Origin of the sequence: Rhizobium bangladeshense (assembly GCF_001662075.1) — a bacterium.
GTDB classification, from domain to species: Bacteria; Pseudomonadota; Alphaproteobacteria; order Rhizobiales; family Rhizobiaceae; genus Rhizobium; species Rhizobium bangladeshense_B.
In genome coordinates, this window is sequence record NZ_LYPL01000007.1 from 35,546 (window position 1) to 54,142 (window position 18,597).

Below are 18,597 nucleotides of genomic sequence, written 5' to 3' on the forward strand. Positions count from 1 at the left end.
CCATGATCGGTCGAATCCGGAAACGCGGCGCGCGGAACGATCTACAGAAAGCTCTGAGGATCGATATCGAGCTGCACCTGCACCGATCCGCGCTCCTTCGGGGATTGCGACAGCATTGCCCGCAGGAAGCCCTGCATGTCGGAGGTGCGCCTACCGTGCACCAGAAGCCGGAAGCGATGGCGGCCGCGCACCAGCGCAAGCGGCGCCTCCGCCGGGCCGAGCACCGAGATTCCGGACACCTGCGGCGCTGCGTTGCGCATGCCGCGCGCATGGTTTTCGGCGTCGTGGCGGGTTTCGGCCGAGACGATAATCGAGGCCAAGCGGCCGAAGGGCGGCAGTGCCGCGCGTTCGCGCTCGGTGATCTCACGCTCGTAAAAGGCATCGGAATCGCCCGACACAATCGCTTGCATTACGGGGTGCTGCGGCTGGTAGGTCTGCAGCAGCCCATGGCTCTTGAGCCCGGTGCGTCCGGCCCGGCCGGTCACCTGCGACAGAAGCTGGAAGGTGCGCTCGGCGGCGCGCGGATCGCCATTGGCGAGGCCGAGATCGGCATCGATGATGCCGACCAGCGTCATCAGCGGAAAATTATGGCCCTTGGCGACAAGCTGGGTGCCGATGACGATATCGGCCTCGCCCTTGGCGATGGCATCGAGCTCCAACCGCAGCCGCTTCACCCCGCCCATGATATCCGAAGAAAGAACGATCGTCCGCGCCTCGGGGAAATGCCGCTCCACCTCTTCGGCGATGCGCTCGACGCCAGGCCCGCAGGCAACCAGATGGTCGAGCGTGCCGCATTCCGGGCATGCTTCCGGCGTGCGCTCGGCGTGACCGCATTGATGGCACTGCAACTGCTTGCGGAAACGATGCTCTACCAGCCAGCTCGAACATTGCGGGCATTGAAAGCGGTGGCCGCAAACCCGGCAGAGGGTCAGCGGCGCATAACCACGCCGGTTGAGAAAGAGCAGCGCCTGTTCGCGCCGCTCCACCGTCTTGCCGATCGCCCGGATCAGCACCGGCGACAGGAAGCCGCCCCGCTCCGGCGCATGCCTGCGCATATCGATGAGATGCAGGTTCGGCAGCGCCGCATCGCCGAAGCGCGTCGGCAGATGGACGGTGTTGTAGCGCCCGTTCTGGCCGTTGACCTGGCTTTCGACCGATGGCGTCGCCGACACCAGGACAACCGGAAAATCGCCGATACGGCCGCGCACGACGGCCATGTCGCGGGCATTGTAGAAGACGCGATCCTCCTGTTTGTAGGCGGGATCGTGCTCCTCGTCGACGATGATGAGGCCGAGATCTTCGAAAGGCAGGAAGAGCGCCGAGCGGGCGCCGGCCACGACGCGCACTTCGCCGGTCACCGCCTGGCGCCAGACTTTTTCGCGCATGCGCGGGGCGAGGTCGGAATGCCATTCGGCGGGCTTTGCCCCGAAGCGATCCTGAAAACGCTCCATGAAACTGGCCGTCAGCGCGATCTCCGGCAGCAGGATCAGCACCTGCCTGCCACGTTTCAGAGTCTCGGCGATCGCCTCGAAATAGACCTCGGTCTTGCCGGAGCCGGTGACGCCGTCGATTAGCGATACGGAAAATTCGCCCTTGCGAACGTCGGAGACGATCTCTGCGGCCGCCTCTTTCTGCGGCCCTTCGAGGCGCGCGGCGGCAAAATCGGGATCCGGCATCGCCACCACCGGCGGCGGCGGCAGGAATATCGTCTCGAAGATGCCGAGCGTGATCAGCCCGTCGACGACGCTGGTCGAAACACCCGCCGCATGCGCCAGGCCGCTGCGCGTCCATGACAAGCCGTCGGAAGCGGCCTCGAGCACCCGGGCGCGCGCCGGCGTCAGCCGCTCCGGCTCGCCGCCGACGAACTTCAGCCCCTCGACCATCGGCTCCGGCTCGAAGGCGTTCGGCGCCCTCAGTGCCATGCGCGCGACGAGGCCGGGCGGCGAGAGTGTATAGGCCGCCACCCAGTCGATGAAATCCCGCATCTGCCTGGAAAGCGGCGGGCAGTCGAAGACATGGGTGATCGGGCGGAGCTTCTTCGGATCGACACCATCCTCGCCGCCGTCCCAGACGACGCCGATCACCTGTCGCGGCCCAAGCGGCACCTGCACGACCGAGCCGGGCTCGACCGCCATGCCCTCCGGCACCGAGTAGGAATAGGGTTTCGGCGCCGGCATCGGCACCAGCACCGGAACCGTTCGGTTCAGGGGCGGTGCTTCGAACAACGCGCCAAAGAGATCGGACGAATCTGTGCTCATCGGGCGAGACCATGCCCGCAAATCGACGGAATTGGAACCGCAAAGACGAGGCGGCGCATCTTGCGCGGAATACGGATTGCCGGGGCTCGCTAGGATCGCCCGTATCCTTAAGAAAAGGTTGCCGGACGAACGATTGGCCGCATAGATTGCCGGAGTGATTCATTTGGAAATGCCGAAGCGCTGTTCTTCGGCCGCTGAATTGGAGCGCGAATGGCCAGACTGACCGAAGACGCCAAGGGGATCTATGTAATCGCCGTAACCCCGTTTTTCGATGAGGGCGCGCTCGATCTCGACAGCATCGATAGCATGGTCGATTTCTACGAGAGCGCCGGCGTCACCGGACTGACGGTGCTTGGCCAGCTCGGCGAAGCCCCGAAGCTGACCGCCGAAGAATCGCGGACCGTCGTCGAACGTGTGCTGAAGCGCCTCGACGGGCGCCTTCCCGTCGTCGTCGGCGTCTCGGCGCCCGGACTTGCGCCGATGCGCGAACTTGCCGAAGCCGTCATGGGCGAGGGTGCTGCCGGCGTCATGGTTGCGCCGCCCTGGACCATCAAGACCGACGACCAGGCTTTCGCCTTCTATCAGTCGGTCGGCGAAGCCCTGGGCGACACGCCCTTCGTGCTGCAGGATTATCCGCTCACCACCAATGTGACGATCGCGTCTGCCGTCATCGAGCGCATCGTCAACGCGGTGCCGAATTGCGTCATGCTCAAGCATGAGGATTGGCCTGGTCTTGCAAAGATATCAGCGCTTCGCGCCGCCAGCGACAAGGGTGCCATGCGGCGCATCTCCATTCTTTGCGGCAATGGCGGGCTCTTCCTGCCCGAAGAGATGGGCCGCGGCGCCGATGGCGCCATGACCGGCTTTTGTTATCCCGAGATGATGGTCGGCGTCGTCGAAGCCTATGCCGCCGGCAATCTCGATCGCGCCCATGAGATCTTCGACGCCTATCTGCCGCTCGCCCGCTACGAACAGCAGCAGGGCATCGGTCTCGCCTGCCGCAAATACGTGCTTGCCAAGCGCGGCGTCATCAAGTCCGCGACCCTGCGCAAGCCGGGCGCCAGGCTGTCGGCGCTCGACATTGCCGATGTCGAGCAGCTACTGGCCCGCCAAGCCATCCGTCTCAAGGAGATCGGCGCCTGAGGGCGGGACGTCAAAGCGGCAGGTATGATCGCGACGGTTATGGATGTCGAAACAACGTCGTTTCGCCGTCAGGCCAGCCTGACCCATCGAGCTCGAGAACATGGCTATAACGGTTCCGCGCGCGCGGCTGAAACCCGAGCGAACCCCAGAATTTTGCTGCAGCATCATTTCCCACGTGAACAGTGACGATACTGCAGCAGGAGTGTGCATGATCGAGCAGAGCCAGGGCGAGCATCCGGGCGATGCCGCGACTGCGCATTGCGGGACGAACTTAGAATCGCCGCATCCGCAACGCTCCTGTCATGGTGGGCTCGATAGTCATGCCCCCGATGCCCGCAAGCCCCTCCGCAACATAGGCGCCCAGCAGCCTTTCGCCGTCACGCTCGAACCTGACGGCACCGGCCGACCAATCGCCGATGAGGCGGGTGATATGGAGATGGCCCTCCTGCTGGGCATCGCTTTCGAGGTTTGCGATCTCCTGCGGCAATCGATCGCGGAGAATGCGGATATCGATCGTCATGCGATGCCAATGCATCTAGACGGCAGGTATCGGAATCTTATGCGGCATCGCCGTGGCCGGCATGCCGACCGGCACGAAGATGGCATCGCCATTGCTGGCCAAATCATACACCGTATGCTTCTCCAGCGCCTTCGTCACCTCGTTGAGATCCCCATCGAGATGTTCGGCGGGAATGAGATTGCCGATCACGAAATCGAAACGGTCGCCGCGCTTGTTCAACAGTTCATGAAAGACTGTCATGTCGCGAAGCTCCGTCGACCATTTCGCCAGCCAGTAGAACAGGCCGGAATTGCGCGCCGTCATGTGGACCGGAAGGATCGGCAGATTGTATTTGCGCGCCAGCGCGACCGCCGACGTCTTCCATGGGCGTTCGTTCAGCCGGCCGTTCGCCCAATAGGCGATACGGCCCGATGGAAAGAGCACCGTCGCCTTGCCTTCCCTCACCGCGTGGTTCGTCAATTGCAGCGTCTCACGCGCCTTGAGCTTGCTCTTGTGCTCCTCCCGCCACTCGACCGGGATGACCATCTCTGCGAAACGCGGATTGACGCGGATCGCATCGCGATTGGCAAAGAACATCATGTCGGGCCGGCGCGTTTTCAGGAGGTCGAATACGGCGACACCATCGGCAATGCCTGTCGGATGGTTGCTGACGAGGATGAAGCCGCCTGTATCGGGGATGCGTTCGCCATTGGCGATGCCGATGTCGAGCTTCAGCACGGCGCTCAGATATTCGAACGACTGGAAGCCCGTCATCTTGGCAACCGCATTGGCGAATTCGATCGCCTTATTGTAGCGCAGAAGCGTGTAGAGGAACGGCCGCATGACGGGCCAGAGCGGATTTTTGACGATCCTCTGGCCGCGTTCGGCAATCAGCGTGTCGACGATATGACCGGGCTTTCCCTGTGAAACAAGAGCGATCGCTTCCGCGAGTTGTCCGAAAGCCGTCATGGAATCGCGCCGTGCCATGAAAGATCCTGTCTATGGGGTATAAAGCTATCGCAGTAGAATATGATCTAGAGATGACAAGGTTTGGCCGGCATTAGCAATTCCATAACCGTTCCTGCTTCAAATTGGCGAACTTGAAGGCAAATTCAAGGCCAGCGACGTGAATGAACTGCTTGTTATCGCCGACACGCGCCTGATGGCGGAACGCGCCGCGTGGCTGGAAAACCTCGCTCGTGAACGCCGTCTTTCCGCGCATACGCTCGACGCTTATGAGCGCGACACCCGCCAGTTTCTGACCTTCCTGACCGGCCATCTCGCCGGCCCGGTGACGCTTGGCGACATCAGGGAATTGCGTCCTGCCGACTTCCGCGCCTTCCTTGCCGCGCGGCGCAAGCAGGGCTCCGGCGCCCGTTCGCTCGGGCGCAACCTGGCCGGCCTTCGCTCACTGTTGCGCCATCTCGAAAAGAAAGGCCTGGTCAATGCCGCCGGTGCTGCCGCGATCCGCTCGCCGAAACAGCCGAAGTCGCTTCCCAAGCCGCTATCGGACACGCAGGCGATCACCGTCGTCAGCAGCGAAGCCCAGCTCCATGACGAGCCCTGGATCGCCGCGCGCGATGCGGCGGTCATGACGCTGCTCTACGGCTGCGGCCTGCGCATCTCCGAGGCGCTGGATCTCGTTCCTGCCGACCTGACGACGGGGGCGGCGACGCTCCGCATCACCGGCAAAGGCAACAAGACGCGGCTGGTTCCGCTGCTGCCCGTGGTATTCGACGCGGTCGAGAAATATCGCGCGCTCTGCCCCTACCATCTCGAAAGCGGCGCGCCGCTGTTTCGGGGCGCCCGCGGCGGCAAGCTGCAGGCGGCGATCATCCAGCGCGCCATGCAGAAGCTGCGCAGCGCCTTCGGGCTGCCGGAGACGGCAACACCCCATGCGCTCCGCCACTCCTTCGCCACCCACCTGCTTGCCGGCGGCGGCGATCTGCGCACCATCCAGGAACTGCTCGGCCATGCCAGCCTCTCGACGACGCAGGTCTATACCGGCGTCGATGCATCGCGGCTGCTGGAGGTGTATGATCGGGCCCATCCGCGCGCTTGATGCATGGTTGTGACCGCAGCACGCCGCCTATCGGCAAGCTCAGCGCCCATGAATCCGACGTAATGCGATGCGCTAAGTTTTCGTTAACGCATTCTCTTAAAGGATTATGCGCAAGCCGAGCGTAGAGCATGAAGCATAAGGCATGTGACCGGAACATCATCATGACGACATCAATCGGCCGCCGGACCTCTTTCCTCGCAGCATCCGGCAACCTGCTGCTCTGGTTGATTGCAGCCTTCCACATGCTGCTTCTTGCGGCGCTGTTTGTCGCCTTCCTGGCGGCACGGCCGGCGTCGGCCGAAGACGGTGCCTGTACCGGCCGCAATCTGATGATCGATCTGGAGCAGAGCGACCCCACCCGCTACGCCGAGGCGGTCAAGGAAGCCGAGGCCGTGCCGAACGGCAAGGGCATCTTCTGGAAGATCGAAAAGTCAGGGCTTGCGCCGTCATGGCTGCTTGGCAGCATGCATGTCACCGATCCGCGCGTGCTGGCGCTGCCGCCACGCGCCCAGGCAGCCCACGACGCCGCCGATACGATCATCATCGAATCCGACGAAATCCTCGATGAACGCAAGGCGACCGCCGCCCTGCTTGCGCGGCCGGAGCTGACGATGTTCACCGACGGCACGACGATCGACAAGCTGCTGTCTGCCGAGGATTACAAGCGGCTGGAAGCCGGCCTCAAAAAGCGCGGCATCCCGCTCAGCGCCGTCTCCCGCATGCGGCCATGGATGATCTCGAGCGCCGTCGCGCTTCCGGCCTGCGAACTCGCCCGCAAGGCCCGGGGCGTGCAGTTCCTCGACCAGAAGATCGCCACCGACGCCGTTGCTCAGGGCAAGCAGGTCAAGGGGCTGGAGACGCTTGCCGAACAGATCCAGGCCATGGCCGACCTGCCGGTCGAATTCCATATGAAGTCGCTGATCGAGACGCTGGAACTCGGCGACAAAATGAGCGACGTTGTCGAAACGATGACCGATCTCTACCTTTCCGGCGATATCGGCATGACAATGCCGATCCTGAAGACCGTGACGCAGGCGAATAAAGACGAGGCCGGCGATTACGCCGCCTTCGAACAGCGCGTCATTCTCGATCGCAACAAGCTGATGGCCGAGCGCGCCGCTCCCATTCTCGACGGCGGCAACGTCTTCATGGCCGTCGGCGCCCTGCACCTGCCCGGCCAGGGCGGCGTCATCGAATTACTGCGCAAGCAGGGTTTTACGGTGACTGCCGTAAACTGAGCCGACTAGGCGCCCAACCAAGCGTCACCCGCCGCAGCATATTGACCGTCGTCAAATATTCATCTCTGCGATTCACACAACTGGCCCAAGTGTAATCCGTGGCTAAGTTGTTCCCAAACGGTTTGTTTTGCGCCACTCTTCGTATTCTCCGCGGGCATCGTCATGCAGCGGATAGTAGCGCTGCAACGACCCGCCTGCCATCAGCTTCACTCGCGAGAACTCCTCCCAATCGTGATGCTTTTGCGCTTCTTCGATCACCTTCGAGGCTATTGCGACTGGAAGCACCACCACCCCATCATCGTCGGCCACGATGATGTCTCCCGGGATTACCGTGACACCGCCGCAGGCAATCGGAACGTTGACCGCGTTGGGATAGATGCCAGTCTGCACATGATAATTGGGCGTCCAGCCGCGCAGCCATAAGGGGAGATCCAGTTTTTCGACATTGGGCCGGTCGCGCATGCACCCATCGACCACGATGCCAGCGCCGCCTCGGCCCTTGAAATAGGTCGACATCATATCACCGAAGACGCCCGAACTCATGTCGGCGCGCGCGTCGACCACGACCACGTCGCCCTCCTGCACGTGATAAAGCACATGCCGGTGCAACTGCGTCTCCGGATCCGCATATTCTCCCTCGGTGAAGAGGTCCGGCCGCTGCGGCAAGAATTGAAGCGTGAGGGCCGGCCCGACGATCGACTTCCCATGATTCTGCGGCACGGGACCGACCATGTGCGGATTGCGGAAGCCCATGTGGCCAAGCGTGCCGGAAACCGTCGCGGCGCCGATTTCCTTCAGTGCGTCGATCAGCTCTTTGGATGGTCGCGTAATATCGGGCGTAGGGGTCATTTTAGGCTCCGGTGGATGAGACTACCAGTTTGTGACAGAACCGTCGCGGCGCTTCAGGTGAGGCGCTTCCCAGAAACGAAAGCTCTCTGCCTCAATCGCCTCTTCGTTAACTTCGACGCCGAGGCCCGGCAGATCACTGACCGGGTAGTCCGGGCCGTCGAGCCGTGGTTGCACGGGGAAGAAGTCGGAATTGTCGAAACCCAGCTTGGCCTCGGGCGCTCTGGTCTCGAGCCAGGCGAAATTCGGTACCGCGGCGGCGAGATGAATGGTCGCGGCCGTGCAGACTGGCCCGAGGGGATTGTGCGGCATCAAATCCACATAGTGCGCCTCACTCCAGCCAGCGACCTTCATCGCTTCGGTGAGCCCGCCCACATTGCAAACATCGAGCCGGTTGAACTGATGGATGCCACGCTCGATGTAGGGCAGGAATTGCCACTTGCTGGCAAATTCCTCGCCGATCGCGAACGGAATGTCGGTCATGGTGCGCAGGGATTCGTAGGCCTCGGGTGTCTCGTCTCGTATTGGCTCCTCGAGGAAATCAAGCACGCCACGGCCGAGCTTGTTGCAGAAACTCGCCGCCTCTGCCACCGACAGCCGATGATGATAATCGATGCCGAGGACGGCGTCGTCGCCCATTGCCTCGCGCGCCTTGTTCAGCATCGCTGCGGTAGCGCCGATCGACTCCCGCGGCTCAAAAATGTCCTTGCTGTTTTGCCCGATGGGGAAGAACCGGATCGCCTGCCACCCTTGTGCGCGTAGTTCGCGGGCGCGTTCGATGGCAACCTCGCCCTCGGCCTCGTCGCCGGTCGAGGCGAAGGTAGGAACGCGGTCGCGCTGCTTGCCGCCCAGCAGTTCATAGGCCGGCACCCCCAGCGCCTTGCCCTTGATGTCGTGAAGGGCAATGTCGATAGCCGAAATCGCCGCCTGCAGAACGCGCCCGCCTTCGAAGTATTGGCTGCGATAAATTTCCTGCCAAATCCGGCCAATCTGCATCGCGTCGCGGCCGATGAGAAATTCGCGAAAATGCTCGATCGCCCCGGCCACGGCCTTCTCGCGACCGCTCAAACCGCTCTCGCCCCAACCGAAGATGCCCTGGTCGGTCTCGACCTTGACCAGCATCTGGTTGCGCGTTCCGACCCATACCGGATAGGGCTTGATCGCCGTGATTTTAAGCTTCGTCATCCACGCCTCATTTCACACGCATGCGCTCGGTCTCAGTTGGCCTTCAGCGCCATTTCTGTTTCGCCGTCGAACAGATGCATCCGCTCCTGATCGAACTCGAGCCAAATCTGTTCGTCGGGCGCGACGGCAATAGTCGGCGGCACGCTGACATTGACGAGGGCGCCGGACAGGAACGCCTGTACGAAGGTGACGTCTCCGGTCGGCTCCACCGTGTAGGCCTTGGCAGGGATGCTTCCAGGCATCGCGCTCTTGTGCAGCTTGATCGTCGAGTGACGTGCGCCGAGCACCACTTTCCTGGTTGTTGCCCTCTCGACCTTCCGGGCGTTGGTCGGCGAAAGATCGAGGCGCCAGCCCTCCGCACTGGTCAACACGGTGTTGCCGCTTGCCGTTGATGCCTCCAGCGGAACAAGGCTCATCGCCGGGCTGCCGACGAAGCTGGCGACGAACATGTTCACCGGATGGGCAAAGACCTGTGCCGGTGAATCGTATTGCTGCAAATAGCCGCCGTTCATCACCGCCATCCTGTCGGCCATGGTAACCGCTTCGAGCTGGTCGTGCGTCACGTAGATGATCGTCGCCTTGAGGTCCTGGTGAAAACGCTTGATCTCCGACCGCATCTGCACGCGCAGCTTTGCGTCGAGGTTGGACAGCGGTTCATCCATCAGGAATACCGCCGGATCGCGAACGAGCGCACGGCCGAGCGCCACCCGCTGCTGTTGCCCGCCCGAAAGTTCGCGCGGCTTGCGCTCGAGAAGCTGCGTCATGTCGAGCACGCGCGCCGCTTCCCTGACCTTCTTGTCGATCTCGTCGCGTGGCAATTTGCGCATCTGCAGCGGAAACGCCAGATTTTTGTAGACAGATTTCTGCGGGTAGAGCGCGTAGTTCTGGAACACCATTGCGATGTCTCGGTCCTTGGGATCGAGGTCATTGACCACCCGGTCGCCGATGACGATGTCGCCAGAAGTAATAGGAATAAGCCCCGCTACAAGATTGAGCGTGGTTGTCTTGCCGCAGCCTGAAGGGCCGACGAGCGCAACGAATTCGCCGTCATTGACCGTCAGCGAAACATCGTTGACAGCTTTGAAGGCGCCATAGGTCTTGACCAGATCTTTGAGGACCACGTGGGCCACCGGCAACTCCCTAATGCTTGACTGCGCCTTCGGTGAGGGCGCGTACGAAGTATCGTTGTAGGACGAGGAACAGGACGACGACGGGCACGCTCATCATGAAGCTTGCCGCCATCAGACCCGGAAAGTCCGTCGTGTTTTCCGAGAAGAAGCGCTGGATGCCGACCGGCAGAGTCAGCTGCTCGTTCTTCGAGAGGAAGGTATAGGCGTAGATGTACTCGTTCCACGCGCCGATGAAGGAATAGATGGCCGTGGCAATGATTCCTGGCGCCGAGAGCGGCATCACGATCAGGAGAAAGGCCTGGAACCGTGTTGCCCCGTCGATGCGTGCGGCCTGCTCGAGCTGCACCGGGATGTTGTCGTAGAAGCCCTTGAGGAGCCAGATTGCCAGCGGCAGGCCGAATGTGAGGTAGGTGAGGACGAGCGACCCATGCGTGTTCACGAGCCCGATCGCGCGCATCAGTATGAAGAGCGGCACGAGAAAGATCACTGCCGGGAACATGTTGCGAAGCAGGACAGCGAAGAACAGAAAGTTCCGGCCCGGAAAGGTGAAGCGCGAGAACGCGTAGGCCGCAGGAACTGCCACGATCACCGATAGGATAGTCGTGCTAGTAGAGACGAAAAGGCTATTCCAAAAGAAGCGCAGGAAGTCCTGGCCGACACTGTTTTGCGGATCGAGCAGCTTTTGGTAGCTGGCGAGGGTGGGCTGGTCCGGCCACCATTGCGGTGGGAATTGCATGGCCGCGAAGCCGGACTTGATCGAGGTGATCAGCATCCAGATCATCGGCAATGCGGTGTAAAGCAGCATGAACACCAGGAATATACGTCCGCCCCACCGCCACCCATCGATGCGGATACGGCGATGGGTCAGGCGCCGATGAGTAGTCTCGGCAATTGCGCTCATTTGCTCCCATCCTTCTGCTCGTTGCCGGTCAGCGCACGGACGTAGAAGTAGCCGAGCGCCATCAGGATCAGGAACAGCAGCACCGAATAAGCCGATGCCACCCCCCAGCGCTGGCGGCCGAAGGCGAGTTCATAAATGTGGGTGATCCAGATATGCGATGCGTTCGACGGTCCGCCGCCGGTCATGATCCAGGGGATGATGAAAGAATTGAAGTTGGCCACTGCCAGCAGAAGGATCGTCACCGTCGAGACGTTTCTCAGGTGCGGAAAGGTGACGTGCCAGAACCGCTGCCAAGCATTGGCTCCGTCGACCTTTGCGGCGCGCAGCAACTGGTCGGGAACCGTCTGCAGCCCAGCCATCATCATGATCATGGCGAACGGAAATTCGCGCCAGATATTGACGACGATCAGGGAGGGCAGCACTGTGCTGACGCTGTCGATGAAATTCGGCGGCCGTTCGACCCATCCGAGGCCCACCAGCACCGCGCCGATTATTCCAAAGTCCGAATGGTAGATCCACTTCCAGATATAGGACGCGGCGACCGCGCTGATGACCCAGGGAATGATCAGAACGGCGCGCAGGATGCCACGGCCGACAAACTCACGATGCAGCGCCAGGGCGCAGGCAAATCCCAGGACAAACGCGATCAATGTGGATGCCAGTGTCCAGATGAGAGTGTTCGAGGTGACCGTCCAGAACACCGGACTTGTGAGGATTGCGATGTAGTTGTCGAAACCGACGAAGATCTTGTCCCGGAGCTGCAAGGCGGGCGGTGTATTAAAGAACGACAGCTCGATCGTGTAATAGATCGGGTAGGCAATGACGATGAGCATCACGGCGAGCGCAGGCAGCACATACGCGTAATCAGTGCGATGCTCCCAAATCTTTCGCAGCGCGCCGGACCGATCGGGTTGCAGTCTTCGCCGAGCCTCGGCCTTGCCAGTCAAGATCGTCACTGTGCGGTGCCCTTATTCTTCGGAACAAACCGGCTGCAATCGAGGTGCAGCCGGTCAGATCGTCAGGCTTGGACTAGAGTCCGCCGTCCATCAGGTCTTTAACCTTCTTGGCTGCATCGTCCGCCGCCTGGTCGACGGTCATGGCTCCGGTCAGGGCATTCTGCAGCATATCAGGGACGATGATGTTCATGATCTCGGGAGACTGTGGCAGCGCCGGAAACGGGATGCCGTAGGGCAGCATCGACGTCGTGACATCAAGGAACTTGATACTGTCCAGACGTTCCTTCATCCACTTGGTCTTGAAGCCGTTCAGGTTTCCCGGGTTCGAGCCGGCATAGGCCATCTTCAGCGACCATTCGGGGCTCGTCCACATGCAGATGATAGCCTTTGCAGCCGGCTCGTCTACCTTGCCGCCCTCGACATATTCGGGCTTCAGGATGTGGATGTTGGAGCCGCCGAACACGACGGCACGCTTTCCATCGGGGCCAGTCGGAATGAGGCCGTAGCGCATGTTGTCGATGACAGTCTGCGCTTTTTCCTTGTCGCTGCCCGTCGTCTTCTTCTGCAGATCGAGCATGACGTTGTAGTCGGACGGGTGCGAGATCATCATGCCGAGCTGGCCAGCGAGGAAGAGGGGCTGGTTGTCGGCCTGCTGGTTGGTGAGCGCCGAAACCGGAACCGACTTGTCGCGAACATACATATCGTAGGAGGCTTGCAATGCCGCCTTGCTCTGCGGGCTATTGAGCTGGACCTCCTTATAGGTCGGGTCGGCGGTCGCTTCGTCGAAGACGCCGCCGCCATAGGCCCATAGCTGCGGCATGAAGCGATACGGCGTATTACCGGCATTCTTGCGAGCCACGAGGCCGTAACCGGCAATACCGAGCTTGTCGTGGATCTGCTTGGAATACTTGACGACGTCGTCCCAGGTTGCCGGAGCCTTGTCGGGATCGAGACCTGCACGCTTGAAGATGTCGGCGTTCCAGATGAACGCCATCGTCTCGTTGTTGGTTGGAATGCCGTAGGTCTCCCCCTCCCACGTCACAGCCTTCATGGCGCCCGGCCAGAAATCCTCGGCCGAATAGCCTACATCTTCGGGTTTGAGCGGCTCGAGATAGCCCTTTGCGGCGAACTCGGTGCCGCCGAGGATTTGCAGTCGGACCGCCATGGGCGCTGCATTGCCTAAAAGTGCGGTCCGGAACTTGTCCAGCAGGTCGTTATAGGTGAGGGCTTGTTCCTCAAGCTGGATGTTCGGATAGGTTTTGCGGAAGGTCTCGAAGAAGTCCTTGTAATACTGGCGCAGGAGGTCGGGGTCGCCCTCGAACACGCCCTGATACCAGAAGGTCAACCGCCCCTTATAGTCGAGGGGGGTGACCTTGCCGCAATCGGCCGCCGTGTCGAACTCCTGCGTGCCGGCAATGGAGCGCACATATTGCGGTGACCACTGGCTCAAGTCGACCGGCGCACCGAGCGCCGACACGGACATCAACGACACCATCAAAGCAGTGGATACGGTGCCGCGTACAACGACACCGCCGAGCGAAAGACTCGTCATAGGTATTCTCCCAGGTTTCTCCCAAGCCGCTCTGCATCCAGGCGCACGGTCTTGCTCCCAGGCCGTGGGATTCTCCCACCTAATGTATCCCTTCGACCTAATCATACGTTTTCATGTCAAAGATTGTCTGTCAACTGGAGAAATCGTACATTGTTTTGGAAGATTTCGCGTGATATCCAAGAAATATGTGTATGGATCGGGGGCAGTCTTGGCCGAAACGAGCGAATTTAAGGCACAGCCACCCGAGGGGATCGACGCCACCGGCGCCTCGAGCGAGGGCGCGTCTGTTTACCAACTGATCAGAGACGACATCATCGAAGGGCGGCTGGCGGCCAACGAGCGGCTCGTCATTACCGATCTCGCCCGGCGCCACGGCACCTCGACCAACCCCGTGCGGGAGGCATTGCAACTGTTGCGCGGGGAGGGCTTTGTCACCTTCGTTCCCAACCGCGGAGCGCGCGTCCGGCCCATCGATCAGGATTTTGTTCGGGATATTTACGAGATCGGCGTTTTGATCGAGCCGTCACTGACGCGCTGGTTCGTGAATATGGCTACGGTGGAAGACATTGCTGAACTCGAACGCATCCAAAGCCTCATCGAAGAGAACAACTTCACCGACACGGTAAGGCATAGCGAACTCGACACCGCCTTTCATACCGTCATGTACCGGAAACACTACAACCGCCATGCCGCCGAGCTTTGGTGGAAGCATCGCGAAGTGCTTCGAGCCGTGAGCCGCCGCTTCGATTTTACGCTTGCCCGGCGTGCAGCGATCCTGAGCGAGCATCGCGAGCTTATCGCGCATGTCAAAGCCGGAAGGGCGAACGAGGCAGCCGAACTTATCGCACGCCATGTCGAAGGCTCAGGGCGGCACATCCTCGAACACATGCGTGCGCGCAACGCCGCTCGCGCAGGATGAATATCGTTACCCGGAACATTTCAGGTAAAGGCAGTTGAGATGAAAATCACCAGCGTTCGGCCGTGGCTCATCAGATCGGATGCTTCTTATTGGGGAGAGTTTCTGTTCGTCGAAGTGACGACCGACGAGGGGCTGAGCGGCTGGGGAGAGATCACCACCACGACAAGGCTCGCCAATCGCGCCCTCTGCACGATCCTGCGGCAGATCGGCGCCGCTTTGATGGGTGAGGATCCGGCGCGCATCGAGTATCTGTGGCACAAGATATTCCGCAGCTTCACCTACATGGGCAGTCGCGGCGCCGCAGTCGAATGCGTCAGCGCCATCGACATAGCCCTCTGGGACATCCGGGGCAAAGTCCTCGGTAAGCCGATTTACGAGCTGTTGGGCGGACCGGTGCGCGATGAAATCGCCCTCTACACCCACCCCAACCAGGCCAAGTTAACCAGCAAGGAGGCGGTGGTCAGGGAAATTCGAGACATCGTCGAGTCCGGTCACACGGCGCTCAAGTTCGATCCTTTCCGCTACCAGGGCAGCACCGCCGATGGACAGTCTCGCGAACAGCGGGACGGCTACCTTGATGGCAGCATGACCCGCAAGGACGAACGCGAAGCCGCCGAACTCACGGCCCTGATCCGCGAAACGGCGGGCCCTGATGTCGATATCCTCATCGATGCGCATGGCCGCTTCGACGTTCCGACCGCCATTCGCCTTTGTCGAAGCCTCGAGGAAGCCGGTCAGATCGACTGGTTCGAGGAGCCCTGTCCGCCCGAGAGCCTCAACGCCCTCAGGCAGGTTCGTGAGAAGGTCAGCGCCCCTATCTCGTGGGGCGAGCGCGGCCACACGAAGTGGGATTTCGTGCCGGTGCTCGAAAACCGGCTCGCCGACTACATCATGCCTGATGTCACCTGGACCGGCGGCATTACCGAACTCAAGAAGATTTCTGCCCTGTGTGAAGCCTATTACATCCCGGTCTCGCCGCATGACGCCGCAGGGCCGATCAACGTAGTTGCCGGAGCGCAGGTGATGATGACCGTTCCCAATTTCTACAAACTCGAAACGTCGGAATGGAACCTCGGCAAATACGATCACCTCATTGACAGGCCGCTCGATGTTTCGAACGGCAGCCTAAAGCTTACACCGAGGCCCGGTCTCGGCGTTGAAATGAACCGCGATTACCTCCAAAGCCACGAGATACAGCTGGACTAGCAACGCTCTCTGCTGCCCCGTGCGCGGTGACGCGCCCACCGAAATGAGGACAAATCATGCCAGAGGCATATGGAGCCGACGAGGCGCTCAATCGGGTCAACACGCATTCCAAGCCTTCCGACCTTCGCATAACCGACATGCGGGTAGCCGAAATTGTCGACGCGCCGTTCACCTCGGTGCTGCTTAAGATTCACACCAACCAGGGCATTGTCGGGCTTGGCGAGGTGCGTGACGGTGCCAGCGCCACCTACGCGCTGATGCTGAAGAGCCGGTTGCTGGGTGAGAACCCTTGCAACATCGATCGACTGTTTCGCCGGATCAAGCAGTTCGGTGGGCACGGCCGACAAGGCGGCGGCGTATCGGCGATCGAAATCGCGTTGTGGGATCTCGCCGGCAAGGCCTATGGCGTCCCTGTCTACCAGATGCTCGGCGGCCGCTTTCGGGAGAAAGTGCGCGTTTACTGCGATACCGACGCCACCGTGCCGAGCGGCACCGAAACCGGCAGGCGCCTCAAGCAGCGGATGGAGCTCGGCTTCACCTTCCTCAAGATGGATTTGGGGCTGATGCAGATCGCCGATGTGCCCGGTGCGGTCGTGTTTCCCGCCGGCTCATTGGAAGGATACCGTAACCGCCCCAGTCGCGGGCCGTTGAAAACCATCGAAGAGCGGCTTGTCCGCAACGCAGCCTATGATTTGCATAACGTCCCGCACCCGTTTACCGGACTCCATTTTTCCGACAAGGGCCTCGACCTGCTTGAGCAGTACATAGCCGAAGTGCGTGAGGTCATCGGCATGCAGGTTCCGCTCGCGATCGACCATATCGGCCATATCTCGATGCAGAATGGCATCCGCCTTGCCAGGCGAATCGAGAAATATGTGCCGGCCTGGCTCGAGGATGTGATCCCCTGGCAGTACACCGAGCAATACCGACAGCTCCAGGACTCCACCACGGTGCCGATCTGCACCGGCGAGGACATATACCTGAAGGAGGGCTTCGAGCCTCTGCTCAAGAGCGGCGGCGTCTCCGTTATCCACCCTGACCTGCTCTCCAGTGGGGGCATCCTCGAGACCAAGAAGATTGGCGATATGGCGCAGGACCATGGTGTCGCCATGGCCATTCACATGGCAGAAAGTCCGATCGCCGCAATGGCCGCCGCACATGTTGCGACCGCGACCGAAAATTTCATGGCACTCGAATACCACTCCGCCGATGTCGACTGGTGGGACGATATTGTCACCGGTCTTCCGAAGCCGCTGGTGAAGGACGGCTTCATCACTGTTCCGGACAAGCCGGGGCTGGGGATTGACGATGTCGTCGACGAGGTGATCTCGCAGCATCTGCAGCCGGGTGTCACCGGTATTTGGCAGCCGACGGATCACTGGGACAACGAATACTCCTGGGATCGCACCTGGAGCTGAGGCGAAAAGAGCCGAAGATGAAGATCACCGACCTGCGCTGCGCCGTTATCGGCAAACACCCGATCGTCCGCGTCGTCACGGACGAGGGCCTCTATGGCTTGGGTGAAGTTGAATTCACCAAGGCCTATCTCAAGCCCTGGGTGTTGCATTTCCGCGAGGCGCTGGTCGGCGAGGACCCGACCGACGTCGAAAGAGTGATGCTGAAGATCCGCCAACGCGGCTCTTTCAAGCCGTATGGCGCGGCGGTGAGCGCAATCGAGCATGCGCTATGGGATATTGCCGGCAAGGCCGCGGGCGTGCCGGCCTATAAACTGCTCGGCGGCAAGGTGCGGGACAAGGTGCGCGTCTACAACGGCTCGATCCGCCAGATACGCACGGGCGAGCGGCCGGAGGATTACGCCGCTGACGTCAAATGGATGATGGAGCAGCCGCAGAACTTCTTCATGATCAAGCAAGGAATCTCGTTCCACTCGAACATGAAGGACGCCGTCGAGGGCTTTCACTATGGCGTGACGCAGAAGAAGGCCGGCTATCACGGTGCCATGGATCAGGGCGTGATCAGCGAGCGCGGTTTCAATCATATGCTCGACTGCGTGGCCGCGATGAAGGAAGTGCTGGGCGACAAGGTCAGCCTGGCGCTCGACTGCGGCCCGGGCTGGATGCTGCCGGATGCAATCAGGTTCGCCCGCGCGGTCGAAAAGTACAATCTGATGTGGCTCGAGGACATGCTGACGGGCGATTACGTTCCCTGGGTCAATCCGCAGGCCTACCGGGAGCTGACAACCTCCACCTCGACGCCAATCCACACGGGTGAGCAGATCTACCTCAGGCACAATTTTAAGGAACTGATCGAGACGCAGGCCGTCCGCGTCATCGGCCCCGATCCAGCCGATGTTGGCGGCATCGCGGAGCTCAAATGGATCGCCGAGCACGCCCACATGCACTCGATCCTGATGGCGCCGCACGGCGTCGCTAACGGCGTGCTGGGCCTCGGCGCATTGATCAATGTCTGCGCCACCTTGCCGGCAAATTACATCGCCTTCGAATATCCGACCGCCACCGACCCCTGGTGGGAGGACCTGATCATCGGATTGCCGGCGCAGATCGTGAAGGACAGCATGGTGGACCTGCTGGAGGCGCCGGGGCTCGGCCTCGACATCGACGCCGAAGGGACAAGGAAGTATCTCAAGGAAGAGGATGCGGGCTTTTTCGACTGAACCTCCCTCCACCTGTCGTGGCCAGCTTGTCGCGGGCCAGTTAATAGAACCAAAACAGCCGCCTGCC

The 18,597-nt window shown here is 61.1% G+C and carries 15 protein-coding genes and 1 pseudogene; 7 read left to right on the plus strand and 9 right to left on the minus strand.

Features of this window, described 5'->3' with window-relative positions; genetic code table 11:
* Positions 1-41: 41 nt before the first annotated feature.
* Positions 42-2,258 carry a primosomal protein N' gene (locus A7X77_RS15545; protein WP_064683775.1) on the minus strand — a complete coding sequence of 739 codons (2,217 nt, stop codon included), beginning with the start codon at positions 2,256-2,258 and terminating at the stop codon, positions 42-44.
* Between the two features lie 210 nt (positions 2,259-2,468).
* Here A7X77_RS15545 and A7X77_RS15550 point away from each other — a divergent pair, with 210 nt between their 5' ends.
* Positions 2,469-3,401 (plus strand): dihydrodipicolinate synthase family protein, encoded by a 933-nt coding sequence (locus tag A7X77_RS15550; protein ID WP_064683776.1) that lies wholly within the window; start codon positions 2,469-2,471, stop codon positions 3,399-3,401.
* A 37-nt stretch (positions 3,402-3,438) separates the two neighbouring features.
* Here A7X77_RS15550 and A7X77_RS15555 read toward each other — a convergent pair.
* Together A7X77_RS15555 and A7X77_RS15560 are read right to left on the minus strand one after the other, a co-directional pair.
* Positions 3,439-3,921 (minus strand): annotated as a pseudogene (locus A7X77_RS15555) (GNAT family N-acetyltransferase).
* Positions 3,922-3,936: 15 nt separating this feature from the next.
* The gene (locus A7X77_RS15560) at positions 3,937-4,887 is read right to left on the minus strand and encodes a GNAT family N-acetyltransferase (RefSeq protein WP_064683777.1); all 951 of its coding nucleotides are present in this window, start codon (positions 4,885-4,887) and stop codon (positions 3,937-3,939) included.
* Positions 4,888-5,026: 139 nt separating this feature from the next.
* Between A7X77_RS15560 and A7X77_RS15565 the strand changes: the two genes are divergently transcribed.
* Both A7X77_RS15565 and A7X77_RS15570 read left to right on the plus strand, forming a co-directional pair.
* Positions 5,027-5,962 (plus strand): tyrosine recombinase XerC, encoded by a 936-nt coding sequence (locus A7X77_RS15565; RefSeq protein ID WP_064683778.1) that lies wholly within the window; start codon positions 5,027-5,029, stop codon positions 5,960-5,962.
* Positions 5,963-6,123: 161 nt separating this feature from the next.
* On the plus strand, positions 6,124-7,200 hold the full coding sequence (locus A7X77_RS15570; RefSeq protein WP_064683779.1) for a TraB/GumN family protein: 1,077 nt from the start codon (positions 6,124-6,126) through the stop codon (positions 7,198-7,200).
* 102 nt (positions 7,201-7,302) lie between these two features.
* Here A7X77_RS15570 and A7X77_RS15575 read toward each other — a convergent pair whose 3' ends face one another.
* The 6 genes from A7X77_RS15575 to A7X77_RS15600 form a co-directional block, all read right to left on the minus strand.
* Complete coding sequence (locus tag A7X77_RS15575) at positions 7,303-8,049, minus strand: ribonuclease activity regulator RraA (protein ID WP_064683780.1); 747 nt, start codon at positions 8,047-8,049, stop codon at positions 7,303-7,305.
* 21 nt (positions 8,050-8,070) lie between these two features.
* Positions 8,071-9,231: a mandelate racemase/muconate lactonizing enzyme family protein gene (locus A7X77_RS15580; protein WP_064683781.1), complete on the minus strand. Its 1,161-nt coding sequence runs from the start codon at positions 9,229-9,231 to the stop codon at positions 8,071-8,073.
* A gap of 32 nt (positions 9,232-9,263) precedes the next feature.
* Complete coding sequence (locus A7X77_RS15585; RefSeq protein ID WP_064683782.1) at positions 9,264-10,361, minus strand: ABC transporter ATP-binding protein; 1,098 nt, start codon at positions 10,359-10,361, stop codon at positions 9,264-9,266.
* A gap of 10 nt (positions 10,362-10,371) precedes the next feature.
* Positions 10,372-11,262, minus strand: a complete 891-nt coding sequence (locus tag A7X77_RS15590) for a carbohydrate ABC transporter permease (protein ID WP_064683783.1) — start codon at positions 11,260-11,262, stop codon at positions 10,372-10,374.
* A complete protein-coding gene (locus tag A7X77_RS15595; protein WP_082928817.1) occupies positions 11,259-12,218 on the minus strand; it encodes a carbohydrate ABC transporter permease in 960 nt (319 codons plus the stop codon). Before A7X77_RS15595 ends, A7X77_RS15590 begins: the two co-directional genes overlap by 4 nt.
* A gap of 73 nt (positions 12,219-12,291) precedes the next feature.
* Positions 12,292-13,770: an ABC transporter substrate-binding protein gene (locus tag A7X77_RS15600; RefSeq protein ID WP_064683785.1), complete on the minus strand. Its 1,479-nt coding sequence runs from the start codon at positions 13,768-13,770 to the stop codon at positions 12,292-12,294.
* A 208-nt stretch (positions 13,771-13,978) separates the two neighbouring features.
* Between A7X77_RS15600 and A7X77_RS15605 the strand changes: the two genes are divergently transcribed.
* The 4 genes from A7X77_RS15605 to A7X77_RS15620 are packed head-to-tail and all read left to right on the plus strand — an operon-like array spanning position 13,979 to position 18,530.
* Positions 13,979-14,689 carry a GntR family transcriptional regulator gene (locus tag A7X77_RS15605; RefSeq protein WP_064683982.1) on the plus strand — a complete coding sequence of 237 codons (711 nt, stop codon included), beginning with the start codon at positions 13,979-13,981 and terminating at the stop codon, positions 14,687-14,689.
* A gap of 39 nt (positions 14,690-14,728) precedes the next feature.
* Positions 14,729-15,895: a mandelate racemase/muconate lactonizing enzyme family protein gene (locus A7X77_RS15610; protein ID WP_064683786.1), complete on the plus strand. Its 1,167-nt coding sequence runs from the start codon at positions 14,729-14,731 to the stop codon at positions 15,893-15,895.
* A 56-nt stretch (positions 15,896-15,951) separates the two neighbouring features.
* Positions 15,952-17,313, plus strand: coding sequence for a mandelate racemase/muconate lactonizing enzyme family protein (locus A7X77_RS15615; RefSeq protein WP_064683787.1), 1,362 nt, complete (start codon positions 15,952-15,954; stop codon positions 17,311-17,313).
* Positions 17,314-17,330: 17 nt separating this feature from the next.
* A complete protein-coding gene (locus tag A7X77_RS15620) occupies positions 17,331-18,530 on the plus strand; it encodes a mandelate racemase/muconate lactonizing enzyme family protein (protein WP_064683788.1) in 1,200 nt (399 codons plus the stop codon).
* Positions 18,531-18,597: the final 67 nt, after the last annotated feature.